Below are 15,659 nucleotides of genomic sequence, written 5' to 3'. Positions count from 1 at the left end.
GGCGCCTCCTCATGGCTGCTTCGTCGAAGCGGGTTTGGGCAAGGTCTCGGTGCCATACGCGCCGATGTCCGCCGGGTTCTTCACCGCCAGGTCCGGATTGGGCGCCAGGTCTCCCAGGTTCCCCTTCTTCCCCATCGCCACCGCGGTGTCCCGCTCCGGGCGCTTGTTCTTGCGCGCGCGCTGCTTCGCCAGCTCCTGGCCGTTGAGCTTCGTGAAGCGCTCGTCGGTGAGCGTGAAGAGGAAGGCCACCAGGTCGTCGATTTCAGGCTCCGTCAGCCCCAGCCGCTGCATCCCTCCATCGAGGAACGGGTTGGCCACGCCGCCCTTGTTGTAGTGGTCCATGACGTCCCACAGCGTCGCGAGCGTGCCGTCGTGCATGTACGGGGCGGTGATGCCCACGTTGCGCAGCGTGGGCGTCTTGAAGGCCCCCACGTCGTTCTCCTGCTTGGTCACCAGGAAGCGGCCCAGCTCGGAGAAGCGCGTCTGGAGCGCCAGCTCGTCGATCTGCTTCTCGTCGCCCAGGCGGACGATTTTCAGGCCCTCGCGGGCCAGCTGCGGGAAGTCCTGGTTGTGGGCGGACACGCCGATGTTGTGGAACTTCTGGTCACTGAACAGCGGCGACACGGCGTTGCCCGCGTGGCACGAGTTGCAGCGCGCCTTGCCGTTGAACAGCGCCCAGCCCCGGCGCTCGGACTCGTTGAGCGCCTTCGTCTCGCCGTGGATGAAGCGGTCGAAGCGGGCGCTGCCGGAGAACTGCGTGCGCTCGAAGGCGGCGATGGCCGCGGCCAGGTCGTCGTAGTTGATGTCGCGCTTGAAGACCTGCTGGAAGGCAGTGACGTACTCGGGGATGCCCTTGAGCTTGGCCACCACGGCCTCGGGGGACGGCATGGCCATCTCCACCGGGTTGAGGATGGGCAGCTTCGCCTGGTCCTCCAGCGTCGCCGCGCGCCCGTCCCAGAACTGCGAGGCGTTGAAGAGCGCGTTGAGCACCGTGGGGCTGTTGCGCATGCCGAACTGGCCCTTCACGCCCGCCGACACCGGCAGGTGGTCCGTGAAGCCCTTGGCCGGGTCGTGGCACGTGGCGCACGACACGCTGTCATCCAGGGACAGACGCTTCTCGTTGTAGAGCTTCTCTCCCAACGCCACCCGCTCCGGCGTGGGCGCCGCGCTCTCCGGCACCGACAGCTTCCACAGCACGGCCGACACCCCGGGCGGCAACGGCGAGGGTGGCGGAGCCGAGCGCGGGGCTTCGGGCGCGGCGTGGCTCTCGTGGACCCACAGCAACACGGCGAGCGACAGGGCAACGCCCCACGGCGTTCGCATGGTCACCCCTCCCAACCGGCGACGGACGGCGCCGCGAGAAAGTCGCGGCGCCCGAAGCCGGAACAGCTCTTTCCGGAAAACACCATTCTCCCTGCCTTCGGGTCCAGGCGACTTTCGGAGGAGTGTCGACCTGTGGAAACCCGCGAGGGCGGGATGTCCGCCAGGGAATGAGCGCGGCGCGTCAGCGCGCGGGCAGGCGGAAGTCGCGAGCGCGCACGAGCAGGCCGGAGGCGGTGGCGGGCGCGAGGATGGCCGCGGTGATGACGAGCCAGTCGACGGGGCCGCGTGCCCGGGGCGCGTTGTAGACGGCGGCCTGGACGAAGGTGAGGCACGCGTCCGCGGCGGTGAGGCACACCAGGGTGGTGGCCAGTCCATCGCGCCAGCGGCGCACCAGCGAGAAGAGGCCCGCGGCCAGCGCCACGTCGAACAGCACCCAGCTCCACTGCACGCGCAGCGATGGGAACCAGCGCGTGGTGGTGGGCAGCGCGAGCAGCGCCGTCCAGGGCACGAGCAGCACCGCGAGCCCGTGCACCAGCAGGCGGGGCCGCCTGAGCAGCGTGGCCACGCCGAAGCGCACCAGGCTGCCGCGCGCGAAGGCTCGCAGCGCGTCGTAGACGGCGAGCACGCCGCCGCGCGGCTCGGGATACGAGAGGTGGAGGGGTACCCAGGAGTCGGGGCGGAACTTCGCCTTGAAGGTGCGCAGGCCCTCGAAGTCGAACAGGGGTCGGCCGCAGGCGCGCGCCAGGCGCAGCCACGGACGCACCGGGCCGGAGAGGGGCGCGAGGCCCAGCGTCACGTAGCGGCGGTCCTCGGCGGCGGCCGTGCGCATGGCCGCGTCCACCAGGGCCTCCGCGGTGCCATTGGGGGACTCCGGATCTCTCACCAGGTCCTGGAGGAACCAGCCGTCGCGCGCGTAGACGGGGGAGATGAGCAGGAAGCCCATGAGCTCACCCTTCGCCTCGGCGACGAAGGCGCGCCGCTCGCGCGCGAAGGAGTCCGGGCGCAGTTGGACCAGGAAGCCCATGGGGGCCATGCGCCGCGACGCGAGCCACCGCTTCTTGAGCCGCTCCAGCGCCTGCCGCGAGGGGTGCTCCGGATTCTCCAGCGCCTCCGAGGGCAGCTCGCGGACCGCCACGCCGTGAGAGCGCGCGCGGCGCAGCTGCTCACGCAGGCTCTTGCTGCCGCGCACCACGGTGTCCCAGCGGGAGGGGTCCCACACCGGCTGCTCGCCGATGGAGAGCGACTCCATGGGGACGGCCTCGGTGAAGCGCGGCTCGGTGGCGAAGAAGCACACGCGCCGACCCTCGCGCCGCGCTGCCTCACGGAAGCCCTCCGCCGCGCGAGCCAGTGATGCCTCCGCGGCGATGGGGGCTCCGGCGGCCACCCACGCGCCACCCGTGTCCACGTACGCGACGAAGGCGTCACCCGAGGGGTCGAACCAGTAGCGGAAGCCCGGCATCAGCACCTGGAAGGACGTGGCGTTCCAGCCGAACCGGCGCAGCAGCTCCAGCGCGAGCTCCCGCTCCTCCCCTGCGTGTGCTTGCTCGACGTCCACGGCTTCGATGCTCCTCATTCCTCGCGAGGGTAGCCCACGGGCGACAACGTGCCCATCGGACTAGTACATCGGCACAGAGGTTCTGACCGATTGGCCTTGGACCTGCTCAGCGTAGGACGGGCAGAAGTTCCGGGGCCAGCAGCAGTTCAATGCTGCGGGCCTGTCCGGCGCTGCGCCGGATGAGCCCTCGGCGTTCAAGCTCCAGCACCATGCGGTGGACAGAGGGGGCAGTGGTGCCGAAGTAGCGCTGCATGTCGGCCTCCGCTGGAGGGCGTTGGTTGAGCTTGGTGTAGGCGTAGATGAAGGCCAGGTATTGGCCTTGAAGCTCGGTAAAGGGCGGGGTGGCGGAGGGAATCGACACGGCGGCAGCGAGGTAGTCCGACTCCCCTTTCACGGAGTCGGAGCGCATGAATGTACGTTACCTCGTCACCCTGGCCGCCGAGGAGAAGTCGCGGTTGGAGGCGCTGGTGCGCGGCGGCACGGGGCGGGTGCGCCAGGTCAAGCGCGCGCAGATTCTTCTAGCCGCTCATGCCCGAGCCACCGACGAGCAGATTGCCAGAAGCGTCCGGGTAGGCGTCTCGACCGTCTACCGCGTCAAACGGCGGTTCGTGGAAGGGGGCGTGGAGCATGCCCTGCACGAGAGGCAGAGGCCCGGCGCCTCGCGCAAGTTGACGGGCAAGCAGGAGGCCTTGCTGGTGGCCACGGCCTGCTCGATTCCTCCGAAGGGGCGTGCGCGCTGGACGCTTCAGCTGCTGGCCGATGAGCTGGTACGGCTGACCGAGCACGAGGACCTCTCGCGGGAAACGGTCCGCCGACGGCTGGCACAGAACGAGCTGAAGCCTTGGCAGCAGCGCATGTGGTGCATCCCCAAGGTGGATGCCGAGTACGTCGCCCGAATGGAGGACGTGCTGGAACTCTACGCCGAGCCGCCGGATGCCAAGAGGCCGGTAGTGTGCTTCGACGAGTCGCCCACGCAGCTCATCGGAGAAGTCCGCACCCCTCTGCCTGCCGAGCCCGGCAAGCCCCGACGCTACGACTACGAGTACCAGAGGAACGGAACAGCCAACCTCTTCGTCTTTCTGGACGTGCACCGCCCCTGGCGCCACGTCGAAGTCTCGGACCAGCGCACCGCCAAGGACTTCGCCGCGCGGATGCGCGAGTTGGTGGACGTGCACTACCCGGAGGCGGACACCATCCGGGTAGTACTCGACAATTTGTCCACGCACAGCCCCGGCGCCCTCTATGAAGCCTTCCCTCCAGAAGAAGCCGGGCGGATTCTGAAACGACTGGAGTTCCACTTCGTGCCCAAGCACGCCAGCTGGCTGAACATGGTGGAGATTGAAATCGGCGTGCTGAACCGCCAGTGCTTGGACAGACGCATCCCCAACAAGGCCACCCTGAAGCGGGAGGTGGCCCGATGGGAGCGGATGCGAAACAAGGAACGTGCCCGGATCCGCTGGCGCTTCACCATCGAGGGCGCCCGCACCAAGCTTGGTCGAGCATACCCCCAGGCCCAGGCAGCAACAGCCGCTGCCTGAACCCTTCAAAACCTCTGTGCCGAGCTACTAGTTGCAGGTCGAAAGTGACCAGGGCGCTCGTCGCGACCGCTGTTTCTGGACGCTCACTTCGGCGCGGGGGTCCTGGTCACTTCCTCGAATCGACCTCTATCGGAAGGGGCCCCGGGCACTCTTCCCGGCGCGGGCGGCGCCACGAAAATTGACCCTCCCCCCTGGGGGGGCCATCGTCGTCGCGCGGCGCCGGCCGATCGTCACTCTTCACGACGGCGTACGCGCGGAAAGCGGCCATCGTCTCGGCGGCGTTCGGGCTCTGTCGCCCGCGCGAAGTCCGCGAGAACGCGTGCCCGCGCGCGTTGAGGATGGCCGCTTTCAACCGGAAGCGGCGGTGTCGGTGTCGCCATCGTCGTCGGCATCCAGCGCGGCCTCGTCGTCCTCGTCGTCCTCGTCGAGATCATGCTCGATGTGACCGGGCAGTTCGGTAGAACCGTTCGCGAAGGCGGTGGCCGGGGGCTCCGCGAGCAGCGCGCGTCCGTCAGACGTGGGCGCGCGCTCGCGACGCACGACGCCGCCCGCGTTCGGTCCTTCCTCCCTCTCGCGCCGCTGCGCCTCGGCGTACCGGCGGGACAGCTCGTCGAGCGACGGCATGCCGCGCACCTCCTGCCGCGAGTCGGGCCCACCCTGCAGGAACTCGCGCAGGCGCACCATGATGTTGAGGTCCGCCACGCTGTCGACGCGCACGCGGCCCTCCTCGAGCGCCTTGCCGAACTCCTCGAGGAAGCGGTCGATGATGGCGAGGATTCGCTCCTTCGCCTCGGCCAGCGCCGTCCCGCGCCGGGCGATGACCTTCTCGTCGGTGACCTTGCGGATCTTCTCGGAGGCCGCCTCACGACGGCGCAGACAGTTGTGCCTCGACGAGTACGCCGCGACGAGGCTGTGGCTGATGCCGAAGCGCTTGGCGAGCTCGCGGTACGACGGGTACTCGGTCACCGGCCCGCGCTCGGCGTCGACGCGCATCTCGCCCATGACGAGCAGCGTGTCGATCTGGTGGTAGTCGACGCGCTGCGGGTCGGCCTTGCGAGGGCGTCCCAGCTTCTTCGCCGTCTGTTCGGTGTTCGCCTGGGTGGTATCGGTCATCGTTGTGCGCTCCTTCGCTGTCCTCGCAAAGCCATGAAGTGCGAGTTCGAGGGGACGATCTCGTCCATCCACACGCGGTCCGCGAAGTAGTCCCACGCGCGTTCGCTCCACACGTAGAGAGCCCGCGTGCCGTGAAGCCCCTCGGACTCGACGAGGACCTCCGCTGGCATCGGCGGCTCGACCGCGCCTTCGTCTTCGTCGCGCTCGGAGGCGCGCACGAGGTCGGCGATGTACGACGCGACGCGGAGCAGCTCGCCAGGGAGGACGGCGAGCTCGAGCGACCACCGTGGTGGTCGGCGCGGCTCATCGTCCTCCTCGATGAGGCCGCTCTCACGGGCGACCGCCGCCGCGACGGCGTCCACCTCGCTGATGAGGCCGACCGCGACCTTGTTGACGAGCACGCGCACGAGGAGTGGGTGATGCGGCGGCTCCTCAGAAGGGCAGAAGAAGGGCTCGCAGGTGACGTGCTCGACGCGGCCGTTCCTCGCGCGCCAGCAGAGGCTCGACCGCGAGATGCGCGCCGTCGGTCGCTGCAGTCGAATGCCGAGCGCCGCGAGGAACGCGCGGAACAGGACCGCTGTGTACCGCTCGGAGCCGGTGGCACTCGGCAGCGTCGGAACCTCCGGCGGGTCCTCGAGCCACTCGGCGGCGCGCTCGTCGAGGATCTTCGTCGAGGGGGTCATGCGCGCTCCTTCCGACCCGAGAGGCGTGGTTCAATCGACGCCCACGCGGCTTCGCTCGCCACCACGTCCCAGGTCAGCGGATCGCCCGACGCCAGCACCGTCTTGAAGGGTGCGGCGATGACCAGCGAGGCGTCGTTCTCCTCGTGCGCGCGCACCAGGCTCGCGAGGAACGGCGCGGAGCTGAGCAGCTCGTCGAGCGTCACGAACGCTTCGAGCGCCCAGCTCGGGCTGCGCCACAGCTCCCCCTCGGCGAGCAGCCCACGCCGACGGGCGACGTTGGCGACGTCATCGACGGGACCCTTGTTGATGACCACGCGCAGGACGAGACGCCTCGGGTTGTCCCGGGTCGGCTTCGCGAACAGGTCCAGGCGCGCCGACGCGATGCTGCCGTCCTTCGAGCGCCAGCAGAGGAACGAGGCGCCGTCCCCGAGCGCGGTGAAGCGGTGCAGCTCGAACGAGAGCACGTCGAAGAACAGCTCCCGCAGCTTCACCACCGTCGGGTGCCTGGTGACCGCGCCGAGGTCGGTGGCCGTCGTTGGCGTGGCGTTGGTCGGTATCGGATCGGTCATCGTCGTGCGCTCCTTCGCTGCTCGTTCAAAGCCCCGCGTTCGGCGGCGAGGGGACCGCGCACGCGCAGAACGGGCTGCTCTCGCTGAGGAGCCACGCGCCTTGGCTCGCCGCCCATGTGCTCCCATCGTGCTCGATGAGCCTCGTCGAGATCGGCGGCGGGACGACGGGCTCGTCGTTGCCCTCGTGCTGCCGGACGACGCCTTCGAGGTACGGCACGTAGGCCAGCACCTCGTGGGGCAGCGCCAAAAGCTCGAAGTCCCAGCCCGGCTCGCGCCACACGTTGTCGCCGGGTTTGCGCAGGCGCCGAGCGAAGATGCTGCCCTGCACGCCCGAGAGGCCCTTGTTGATCGTCAGCCGCACGATGAGCGGCCAGCGCCTGTCGCCCGAGAGCACGAACAGAGGCTCGCAGCGGGCGTACTCGACCACGCCTCGCTTCGACCTCCAGTACAGCGCCTCGCGCAGATGGCCCGCGAGCACGCACCGGTGGTCAGGCAGGAGCGCCTTGCGAAGAGCCTGTAGGACGCTGCCACGGAGCGCGTGCATGAGCTCGTTCGCGAACGCGGCGTCGAAGATCGGCGTCGCCGGCACGCGGAGCGCACCGACCGTCGCGGGAACGTGCTCAAGGTTCCCCGAGGGGTTCCCGGCGCGAACCCGTCGACATCACCCAGCTTTCTGGTGGCTGGGGAACCTCGGGAACCTGGACGCCCCTCTCCGGCCCTATGCGTAGACATATTCATTCTTCTCCTCGTCCGCGCTGAAAGAAATCTCGCCGCCCTCGCGCGTAGAGGAGGCGAGTGGTTCCCGAGGTTCCCCGCGGGTCCGTAACTCATGGAGAGACCGGGGCTTTCTCTGAGGGAACCTGGCCCGTCGAACGTTCCCCAAAGGTTCCCGTTTCGGCCTCGAGGTTCCCCGGCGCCACAGCGGGCGCGTCGTCGGCCCACGGGTCCACGAAGCCGCCGCACGCTCCGACTTCGGCGCTGCTCGGTGGCGCTGCCGGCTCGGCATTCATGAGGGCGAGCGCGTAGAGCTTGCCCTTGTGCCCGCCGTCGTGGGCGAGGCCGATGCGCAGCTCGCCGAAGACGCGGTCGCGCTTGGCGCGCAGCAGGTTGCCGAGCTTCGTCTGCTGCGACCTTGCCGGGCCGTCGCCTCGCTCGCGCACGAGCAGCTGGTGCACGTCGCACAGCTCGTTGAGATCGAGGACGCGGACCGGCGTCGGCCCGAACTTCTCCCACCACGCCCGCGTGAAGGCGCGCCACGCCTCGCCTTCCTCGTCGGCTTCGGCGTAGAACTCCGTCGAGTTGGCGAGGAAGCCGTCGATGCCGGCGACCTCGAGGACGCCGCCCATCACGCGCGCCCACGACTCGAAACTGCCGAGGCTCCTCTTGCCTGCGGGTCTGCCTGCTGCGACCCAGGCCCGAATCAACGTCAGGAGCGCGCGCACGAGCTTCGGTCGGTTGTCGCGCGCCCAGTCTAAGTAGGTCGCCAGAAGTTCTCTAACAAATCGCGTAGCCAGAAGCCCTCGGCGAGGCAGCCGGCCTTGCGGAGGGCGTCCCGTGCAGAAAGGCCCAGCACCCATCGGATGGCGGCGCCGACGTGCTGCTCGACCGTGGGGTACTGACGGTTGGCGGAAACGCGTTGCTTCAGGGAGCGCCACAAGTGGTCCATGCAGTTGAGTTCTGAGCGCTGCTTGGGCAACAGCAGCAGGTGGATTCCGAGGCGAGCGGCGAGCTGCTGGGACTTCTGGGCCGTGTGACAGCTGGCGCGGTCCAACACCAGCAGCAGAGGGCGACCGGGGTAGGCGGCACGCAGGGCGCGCAGAAAATCCATGAAGTCTTCGCGTCTGGCGCGCTGGGTTGCCAGCAGCACGCGCTTGCCGGTGCGAGGGTTGATGGCGCCCCACAGTGTGCGCTTGGCGTTCTCGCCTGTAATCGGCACCACGGCCTGCTCTCCCCTGGGGGCCCAGGCGGCGCGCAGCGGCGGAAACCACCGCAGCACCGTGCTGTCCATGACGAGCAGCACGGCCCGGGGGAACAGGCGTTTGAGCCGTTTCAGACGGCGGACAAGGCCCCCTTTTTCTGCCCTGGATGGGGCGCCGCCGTGGCGTACACGTACCGTGGCCGCTTCCACGCCAGGCCCGCCTCGTGCAGCCGGCGGCGCAGTGTACGGGGCGACACCTCGATGCCCTGTCGCTTCAGGTGCGTGCACAGCAGCGGCACCGTCCAGCCGTGGCTCGCCCAGGACTGCTTCTCTGGGCTGCCTCGGACGACTTCGCGCAGGCGCTCGGCCGTCAGGCGCGGCGCATTCCTCGGCCGCCCCTGCCGCGGGGCATCTCGCAGCGCTTCGGGGTCACGCTGCGCCAGATAGCGCTCCAGCCAGAAGTAGACGGCTGGCCGGCTCAGGGCTGCCAGATGCGCAGCCTCGCCCGGGCCTTTGCCCTCTGCGAGGAGTCTCACTGCCAGTAGTCGACGGAAGTGGCGGGCGTCGCGCACGCTTCGCAGCGCATGCTCCAGCTTCCGCCTGTCCTCTGCTGTCAGCCCCAGTTCGGCAGGGCTCCTTGCCGGTCGCATGGTCCAGAAAATGCGCATGCGACCGGCATTTGTCTCGGAACTTCCGGCGACCTACTTAGGACGGGGTCGTGCCGGAAGCCCGAGCGGTGCCACGGCATGTCCTGCTTCGGGTCGATGCGGATGCGCACCGACCGCCGGACGAGCTCGAGCGAAAACGCGGGTTGTTCGCGGAGCACAGCCAGACCGCCCGGTTCGGCAAGGTCAGCATCCGCGTCGCGCCGAGCAGCCGATCGGTCCACGTCTCAGACGTCAGCACCGAGGCGAGCGTGGCGCTGTCGGTCACGCGCTTCTCGGGGAGGTTGTCGAGCAACACGATGGGCCGCCCCATCGCCAGCTCGACGCTGAGCTTTTTGCGGACCTCCTCCTCCTCGCCGGGCAGCGTGCAGCCGTTGCAGACCTCGCCGGTCGCGATGATGCCGAGGAGGTTGGTGAGCAGTCCCTTGCCCGAGCCTGGCGTCGGCGCCTCGATGACGTGCAGCGGGGTGCAGCCTGTGACGAGCCGCCGTGCGAACGGCAAGATCAGCGCGGCGATCATGTGCGTGCGGTCGCTGGGGTCGACGAACGGGAAGTCGAACAAGAGGTGCTCGAGGAGCAGGCCGCGCGCGCCGGCGACGTCTGCTGCGGTCGGCGACTCAGGCACGTGCAGCTCCCCCAGCGAGGGATCGCGGTGCAGCCAGAGCGACTCACTCGCGTGGTGGCCCGGCGTCGAGACCAGCGAGCCGTCGCGCGCGAAGACCGGCGTGGACACGACGGCGTCGAGCGACGAGAGCGCCTTCGACGGGAACGCGAGCAGGTCCTGCGGCACATCGAAGGGCGGCGTTGTGGCGTCGTAGGTGACGCCATCTTCGGTGGCGCGCCGCCTGAGCCAGTCGGCGTAGCGGACCAGGAGCCCGTACATCTCGGTGGCGTTGAGGTCGTTCAGCCTCGGCGCCTCGCCCTCCTTGTCGCGCAGAAGCCCGACGACCCGGCCACCTCGAACGAAGAGCAGCGGCAGACCCACCGGCACGGCTCCCTTCGCCTCATCGATGCGCGCGGCGTTCGCGGCTGTGAGGACGGCGCTGCTCTCCCCGATGAGCGCGCTGCGCTGGCGGTCGTTGACGATGATGCCGGGCTTGTCACCAACCGGCTTGTCGGCGTGTTCGCGTGCCCGATCGCGCCGCAGCTCACGCTCGAGGACGGCGAGCTGCTGGTTCAGCTCGCGCTTGGCGAGTGAGAACCGCGCGCCGATGACGGCCTTCAGCTCGCTCTGCTCGATGGGCGACTGCCGCCGCATCGCCTCGACCACGGGCCTCAGCGCGTCGACCAGCTCGCGGCGGTCGATGCCTTCCGGGATGTACTCGACCATAAACATCGGCAGCGACTTCGCCGCGTCGACCACGGCACCCAGTCCGTCGACCCCCTGCGCACGCACGACGTCGTTGACGTCGATCTTGGCGACGCCCTCCGGCCTCGGAATGGTGGCGATGCGCACATCGCGGCCGGCCGCATGCAGCACCCTCGCGGTCTCGCGCGCCCCGCTCGCCCGCGCCGCTGTCCTCGCTGTCGTTGACGATGACCACGCGCCTGGCCTTCGCGGTGAGGCGGACCAGCTTCTCGTGGTCCTGCGCCCGGAACGTCGTCGTGACCGGCGACAGGCACTTGAAGCCCGCCTGCTGCGCCGCGATGGCGTCGGCGATGCCCTCCGTGATGAGCAGCAGGCCGTCGGCGTTCGCGTCGTCCTCGCCGAAGAAGTAGTCGTTCGTGATCAGCGGCGAGATGTACGGGTGCCGCTCCGAGCGCATCGGGAGCTTCCGATACTTCGCCGCGTCCCACTCCGCGTCCGTCGAGGCCGAGGTGCGTCGGCCGATGAGGTAGACGACTCGCCCGCCACGCCAGTACGGGAACACGAGGCGGTTGGCGAAGAAGTCGGCGTGCCGGCCGCCTCCGAGCGGCACGAAGAGGCCGGTGGAGAGGCGCTCGTCGTCCGTCGCGCCGACTTCGCCGAGATGGCCCCACAGGTCGCCCGCGCCAAAGCCCAGGCAGCTCTTGTCGATGGTGGCCTCGGTGTAGCCGCGCTCCCGCTCGAGGTCCCAGCGCATCGGGTCGCGGAGCTGCTGGTGGTAGTAGCGGGCGGCGGCGGTCAGGAGCTCTTCGAGACGCTGCCGTCCGTGGAGCCGCTCGAGGTCCGCGTTCGAGGTGCCGGGCACCGGCACGCCCGCGTCGGCTGCCAGTTCGCGGAGCGCCAACATGAAGGGGACGCCGCGGGCGTACTGCACGAACGCGAACACGTCGCCGCCGCCCGAACCACCGCCCGAGTAGTCGTGCCACTTCTGCGTGTCGGGCCAGACCACGAGAGACGGCGTCGTGTCGGGGTTCTTGAGGGATCGCCCGACGTAGTGGTTCCCGCTCTCGCGCAGCTCGAGGTGCCGACGGACGACGGCGACGAGGTCCGTCCTCGCCTTCACGTCGGCGACGAGCTGGTCGAAGCTGCTCTGGTCCACGCGGCGATCTCCGGGACAGGCAAAGCCACGGCGCGAACGAGCGGGGGACAGGTGCGCACGCAGGCGGACCGATCGCGGTCGCTTGTCCCCTGTTCGCCGGGCGCGGTGCCTTTGCATCCCGCATGGCCACCACGGACTACGAACGCCGGCTCGACATCGCGGCAACCGTCCTCGCGCGCGGCGTGCGCCGCGTGCTCGGCGCCGACATCCCGCACGAACACGGCGCTGTTGAACGCGAGAACGACGCCTTGCCTGTTCGCGCGACCGAAGCCGTCATGGGCGCGGCCTCGAACCAGGAGAAGACCACCCGATGAACGACACGCCCACCGACCCGCTCATCCGCGAGATCCTCGCCCTGCGCGAGCTGCCCGTCTCCGCGCTGCGCGAGCGCTACCTCGCCGTCTTCGGCGAGGAGAGCACCAGCCGCGACAAGGACTACCTCTTCAAGCGCATCGCCTACCGCATGCAGGAGCAGCGCTACGGCGGCCTCTCGCCGAGAGCCAAGGCCCGCGCCGCCGAGCTCGCGGACAAGGCGCCCGTGCGCCGCCGTCCGCCCCGGAACGTGGCGAGCGTGAGCATCGTCGAGACCAGCGCCCGCGACCCGCGCCTCCCGCCCGTGGGTACGGTGCTGCGCCGCGAGTTTCGCGGCGAGGTCCACGAGGTGCGCGTCCTGACCGAGGGCTTCGAGTACCGCGGCGAACGCTACGCGAGCCTCTCGACGCTCGCCACCAAGATCGCAGGCTCGCGCTGGAACGGCTTCTTGTTCTTCAAGGTCGGCGCGAAGGGGGCGGCATGAGCTCGGCGCTCGTGAAGGAGCCGAAGGTCGTCCGGTGCGCCATCTACACGCGCAAGTCGACGACCGAGGGGCTCGACTCCGACTTCAACACGCTGGACGCCCAGCGCGAGGCGGCCGAGCACTTCATCAAGAGCCAGGCCGCCCAGGGTTGGAAGGCGCTACCCACGCGGTACGACGACGGCGGCTTCACCGGCGGCAACCTCGAGCGCCCGGCGCTCACGCGGCTCATCGACGACATCGAGCGCGGCGAGATCGACACCGTGGTCGTCTACAAGGTCGACCGCCTCAGCCGGTCGCTGCTCGACTTCGCGCGTCTCGTCGAGCGCTTCGAGAAGCGCCGCGTCGCCTTCGTGAGCATCACGCAGCACTTCGACACCTCATCGTCGATGGGCCGGCTCGTCCTTCACATCCTGCTCTCGTTCGCGCAGTTCGAGCGGGAGCTGATCAGCGAGCGCACGCGCGACAAGATCGCCGCCGCGAAGCGCCGGGGGAAGTGGACCGGCGGCCCCCTGGTGCTCGGCTACCGCGTCGACCGCCAGCGCCGCGCGCTCGAAGTCGTGCCCGAGGAGGCCGCCATCGTGAAGCTGGTCTTCGAGCTCTACGAGCGCACCCTCTCGATGGCACTCACGGCGCAGCGGCTCAACGCGCGCGGGCTCACGCTGCGGACGCGCGTGGCCGAGGACGGCACCACCCGTGGGCGCCCGTTCAACAAGAACGCCGTCCACCGGCTGCTCCGCAACCCGCTCTACATCGGCAAGGTGCGCCACAACGACGACCTCTTCCTGGGCGAGCACGAGCCCATCATCGACCCGGACGTCTTCGAGCGCGTGCAGCGCACCCTCGACCTGCGTGCGGCCGGCGCCGGCACGCGTCGCCCGCGACGGAGCGAGTCGCTGCTGACGGGACTGCTTCGCTGTCTGCCCTGCGACGCGGCGATGAGCACGAGCCACGCGTACAACCACAAGAAGCAGCGCTACCGCTACTACCGCTGCCGCGCCTCGCAGGAGGGCCTGCGCTGCCCCACGGGTCTGCTCAACGCCAACGACGTCGAGGCCGCCGTCGTCGCGCAGGTGAAGGCGCTGGCGAAGAGCGGCGCGCTGCGGGACCGCATCCTCGCGACGCTCGCCGAGGGCGACGAGGGCGAGGCCGAGCTGGTAGCCACGAAGGACCGGCTCGAGGCGCGGATCACCGGGCTCGGAGCCGAGGCCAAGCGCCTGCTCGGCGCGTTCAGCAGCGTCGATGCCGGGGGGCGCCTCCTCGCCGAGCGGCTCGGGGAGCTCGAGCGCGAGACGGACAAGCATTGCGCCGGTATCGCGGACCTCGACCGGCGTCTTCGCGCCTGCGCCGCGCTCCGCACCAAGGGCGAGCACGTGGCCAAGCTGCTCGACGCCTTCGACGAAGTCTGGGAGGCGCTCGTGCCTGAGGAGCGCCGGGAGGTGCTGCGCGCCCTCATCGCGCGCGTCGGCGTCGACCCCGAGAGCGGCACGCTCCGCGTCACGTTCCACGAGCCCGCGCCGCCGCCGAGCACGCAGCCGACGACGGAGGCCGCGCCGTGACCGAGGTCGTCATCGCCTTCAAGGGCGGGCGCGCCTGGCGCCAGCACCAGCAGGCCGCGAAGCGAGCCCCGACGCGCCGCTACCCCGCGCGCATCGCCCGGCAGCTCGCCCTCGCGCATTCCCTTCGCCGCCGACTCGAGCGCGGGGAGTTCGCCGACTTCGCCGACATGGCCCGCCAGCTCGGGTTCACGCGCGCGTCACCCAGCTCATGGACCTGCTCCTCCTCGCGCCTGAGGTGCAGGAGGAGCTCCTCTTCCTCGAGCGTCCCCCGGGCGCCCAGCCGGTGAGCGAGCGCGGCCTCCGCGAGGCGGTGCTCGGGACGGTCGACTGGCAGGAGCAGCGGCGGCAGTGGGAGGGGTTGAAGGGCGGGCTGCCGACCGTCGCGGCGCCGGCCACCGGCTCACGTGAATTTTGAGCGATGTCGCCGCCACACTTCGTCCACACTCACGCCGCCCGCGATCGCGCTACGGATTCGATCCAGCGCCTTCGGGCTGTAGCGCTTCCACACCTGGCTCTTGATCTTGATCTCTCGGTAGCACTCCGGATCGTCGCAGATCTTGAGGTCGATGATGAGCGCGGAGGTCCGCGGACCGGAGAGATTGAGCTTCGAGGCCAGCTCATCTCGTCCCAGGTTGTACTTGTCGAACGGGTTGACCTCCTGCTTGACGACAACGCCCTCGACGGCCTCGCCGGGCTGCGCGATTCGCACCGGGATCGCGCCTTGCTTCGAGATCTTCATTGTCACGGGGATGCCAGCGCCCTCGGTCGATAGCTTGAGCTGCGCGACCTCGGGGAGAATCACGTCCCACGCGGCGCCACGACGGCGTTTACCGATCGCGGCGTGAAGCTCGGACTCGGCCACGCGCTGGGCCTCGTCGCGAGCGGCGGTCGCAAATGCGAGAATGGACCGCAGCTTCGCGGCAGCCTGCGCTCCCTGGCGCTTCCCCTTCTTCAAGAGGTCATCGACCTCGGTGAGCTCGGCGGCCAGCAAGAGATTCAGGTCACGCGGCGGACGTGCTGAAATCGGCAGCACCCGGGTAGCCATGCGGTCGGCCAGCGACTCCTTGAACGCCGTCGTCAGCAGGCGGTCGAAGAGGGTCACCGACGACTGGGCGAGCACGTAGAGCACGTCTTCGCTGATCTCGGCGTAGAAGTGTGCGGCGGTATCCCGGTGCGCGTCGAGAATCGAGAGGGTGGCGCGCTCGTCCTTCGTGATCAGCCTCAGCTCCTCTTCGGCGACTGCGAGGCACTTGTCGAAGCCGAACGTGTAGCGGGAAGTCTTGTCGTGAATGCGACGCCCACGTTGGAGGATCGCAGCCTTCAACACGAGCTCGAACGCGTGATGGAGCAGCATCGGGACCGCGTGCGCTCGCGCCGTGTCGGTGGGGCGGTTGAATAGCTCAATTCCCAAGGTCAGAGAATCGATCGACCTCTCGAGCAAGGGCTGAACGTCGCGGCGGAACTTGGGCATCTCGTGC

The 15,659-nt window shown here is 69.4% G+C and carries 17 protein-coding genes; 5 read left to right on the top strand and 12 right to left on the bottom strand.

Annotated elements, in window-relative coordinates; genetic code table 11:
• Positions 1 to 9 precede the first annotated feature (9 nt).
• The 3 genes from VZQ01_RS23940 to VZQ01_RS23930 form a co-directional block, all read right to left on the bottom strand.
• On the bottom strand, positions 10 to 1,323 hold the full coding sequence (locus tag VZQ01_RS23940; protein ID WP_223749655.1) for a cytochrome-c peroxidase: 1,314 nt from the start codon (positions 1,321 to 1,323) through the stop codon (positions 10 to 12).
• 181 nt (positions 1,324 to 1,504) lie between these two features.
• Positions 1,505 to 2,878, bottom strand: coding sequence for a phosphatidylglycerol lysyltransferase domain-containing protein (locus VZQ01_RS23935; protein WP_426744699.1), 1,374 nt, complete (start codon positions 2,876 to 2,878; stop codon positions 1,505 to 1,507).
• Between the two features lie 106 nt (positions 2,879 to 2,984).
• Positions 2,985 to 3,287: a LexA family protein gene (locus VZQ01_RS23930; protein WP_426744697.1), complete on the bottom strand. Its 303-nt coding sequence runs from the start codon at positions 3,285 to 3,287 to the stop codon at positions 2,985 to 2,987.
• On the opposite strand from VZQ01_RS23930, the gene VZQ01_RS23925 reads away from it, so the two are divergent.
• Positions 3,286 to 4,416 (top strand): IS630 family transposase, encoded by a 1,131-nt coding sequence (locus tag VZQ01_RS23925; RefSeq protein WP_426744695.1) that lies wholly within the window; start codon positions 3,286 to 3,288, stop codon positions 4,414 to 4,416. The two genes, VZQ01_RS23930 and VZQ01_RS23925, sit on opposite strands and share 2 nt — an antisense overlap.
• Before the next feature lie 348 nt (positions 4,417 to 4,764).
• Here VZQ01_RS23925 and VZQ01_RS23920 read toward each other — a convergent pair whose 3' ends face one another.
• The 8 genes from VZQ01_RS23920 to VZQ01_RS23885 all read right to left on the bottom strand — a co-directional run bounded on the left by VZQ01_RS23920 (position 4,765) and on the right by VZQ01_RS23885 (position 11,829).
• Positions 4,765 to 5,529, bottom strand: a complete 765-nt coding sequence (locus VZQ01_RS23920) for a hypothetical protein (protein WP_426744693.1) — start codon at positions 5,527 to 5,529, stop codon at positions 4,765 to 4,767.
• On the bottom strand, positions 5,526 to 6,212 hold the full coding sequence (locus tag VZQ01_RS23915; protein WP_426744691.1) for a hypothetical protein: 687 nt from the start codon (positions 6,210 to 6,212) through the stop codon (positions 5,526 to 5,528). Before VZQ01_RS23915 ends, VZQ01_RS23920 begins: the two co-directional genes overlap by 4 nt.
• Positions 6,209 to 6,781 carry a hypothetical protein gene (locus VZQ01_RS23910; protein WP_426744689.1) on the bottom strand — a complete coding sequence of 191 codons (573 nt, stop codon included), beginning with the start codon at positions 6,779 to 6,781 and terminating at the stop codon, positions 6,209 to 6,211. The genes VZQ01_RS23915 and VZQ01_RS23910 overlap by 4 nt, the downstream gene beginning before the upstream one ends.
• A 25-nt stretch (positions 6,782 to 6,806) precedes the next feature.
• On the bottom strand, positions 6,807 to 7,370 hold the full coding sequence (locus VZQ01_RS23905) for a hypothetical protein (protein ID WP_426744688.1): 564 nt from the start codon (positions 7,368 to 7,370) through the stop codon (positions 6,807 to 6,809).
• 238 nt (positions 7,371 to 7,608) lie between these two features.
• On the bottom strand, positions 7,609 to 8,127 hold the full coding sequence (locus tag VZQ01_RS23900) for a hypothetical protein (protein WP_426744687.1): 519 nt from the start codon (positions 8,125 to 8,127) through the stop codon (positions 7,609 to 7,611).
• Positions 8,128 to 8,252: 125 nt separating this feature from the next.
• Positions 8,253 to 8,801, bottom strand: coding sequence for an IS630 family transposase (locus VZQ01_RS23895; RefSeq protein WP_408891716.1), 549 nt, complete (start codon positions 8,799 to 8,801; stop codon positions 8,253 to 8,255).
• A 29-nt stretch (positions 8,802 to 8,830) separates the two neighbouring features.
• The gene (locus tag VZQ01_RS23890) at positions 8,831 to 9,235 is read right to left on the bottom strand and encodes a helix-turn-helix domain-containing protein (protein WP_426744686.1); all 405 of its coding nucleotides are present in this window, start codon (positions 9,233 to 9,235) and stop codon (positions 8,831 to 8,833) included.
• Positions 9,236 to 10,512: 1,277 nt separating this feature from the next.
• Positions 10,513 to 11,829 (bottom strand): CHC2 zinc finger domain-containing protein, encoded by a 1,317-nt coding sequence (locus VZQ01_RS23885; protein ID WP_426744685.1) that lies wholly within the window; start codon positions 11,827 to 11,829, stop codon positions 10,513 to 10,515.
• A gap of 122 nt (positions 11,830 to 11,951) precedes the next feature.
• Between VZQ01_RS23885 and VZQ01_RS23880 the strand changes: the two genes are divergently transcribed.
• From VZQ01_RS23880 to VZQ01_RS23865, 4 genes are all read left to right on the top strand, one after another.
• The gene (locus VZQ01_RS23880; protein WP_426744684.1) at positions 11,952 to 12,143 is read left to right on the top strand and encodes a hypothetical protein; all 192 of its coding nucleotides are present in this window, start codon (positions 11,952 to 11,954) and stop codon (positions 12,141 to 12,143) included.
• Positions 12,140 to 12,625, top strand: a complete 486-nt coding sequence (locus VZQ01_RS23875) for a DUF2924 domain-containing protein (protein ID WP_426744683.1) — start codon at positions 12,140 to 12,142, stop codon at positions 12,623 to 12,625. Before VZQ01_RS23880 ends, VZQ01_RS23875 begins: the two co-directional genes overlap by 4 nt.
• Positions 12,622 to 14,181, top strand: coding sequence for a recombinase family protein (locus VZQ01_RS23870; RefSeq protein ID WP_426744682.1), 1,560 nt, complete (start codon positions 12,622 to 12,624; stop codon positions 14,179 to 14,181). The genes VZQ01_RS23875 and VZQ01_RS23870 overlap by 4 nt, the downstream gene beginning before the upstream one ends.
• 208 nt (positions 14,182 to 14,389) lie before the next feature.
• Positions 14,390 to 14,596 (top strand): hypothetical protein, encoded by a 207-nt coding sequence (locus VZQ01_RS23865; protein ID WP_426744680.1) that lies wholly within the window; start codon positions 14,390 to 14,392, stop codon positions 14,594 to 14,596.
• On the opposite strand, the gene VZQ01_RS23860 is transcribed toward VZQ01_RS23865, so the two are convergent.
• On the bottom strand, positions 14,582 to 15,652 hold the full coding sequence (locus VZQ01_RS23860) for a DUF3644 domain-containing protein (protein ID WP_426744678.1): 1,071 nt from the start codon (positions 15,650 to 15,652) through the stop codon (positions 14,582 to 14,584). The two genes, VZQ01_RS23865 and VZQ01_RS23860, sit on opposite strands and share 15 nt — an antisense overlap.
• Between the last annotated feature and the right edge of the window lie 7 nt (positions 15,653 to 15,659).

This window comes from Myxococcus faecalis (genome assembly GCF_050039385.1).
GTDB classification, from domain to species: Bacteria; Myxococcota; Myxococcia; order Myxococcales; family Myxococcaceae; genus Myxococcus; species Myxococcus fulvus.
This window is presented reverse-complemented; position numbering and strand designations above follow the sequence as displayed.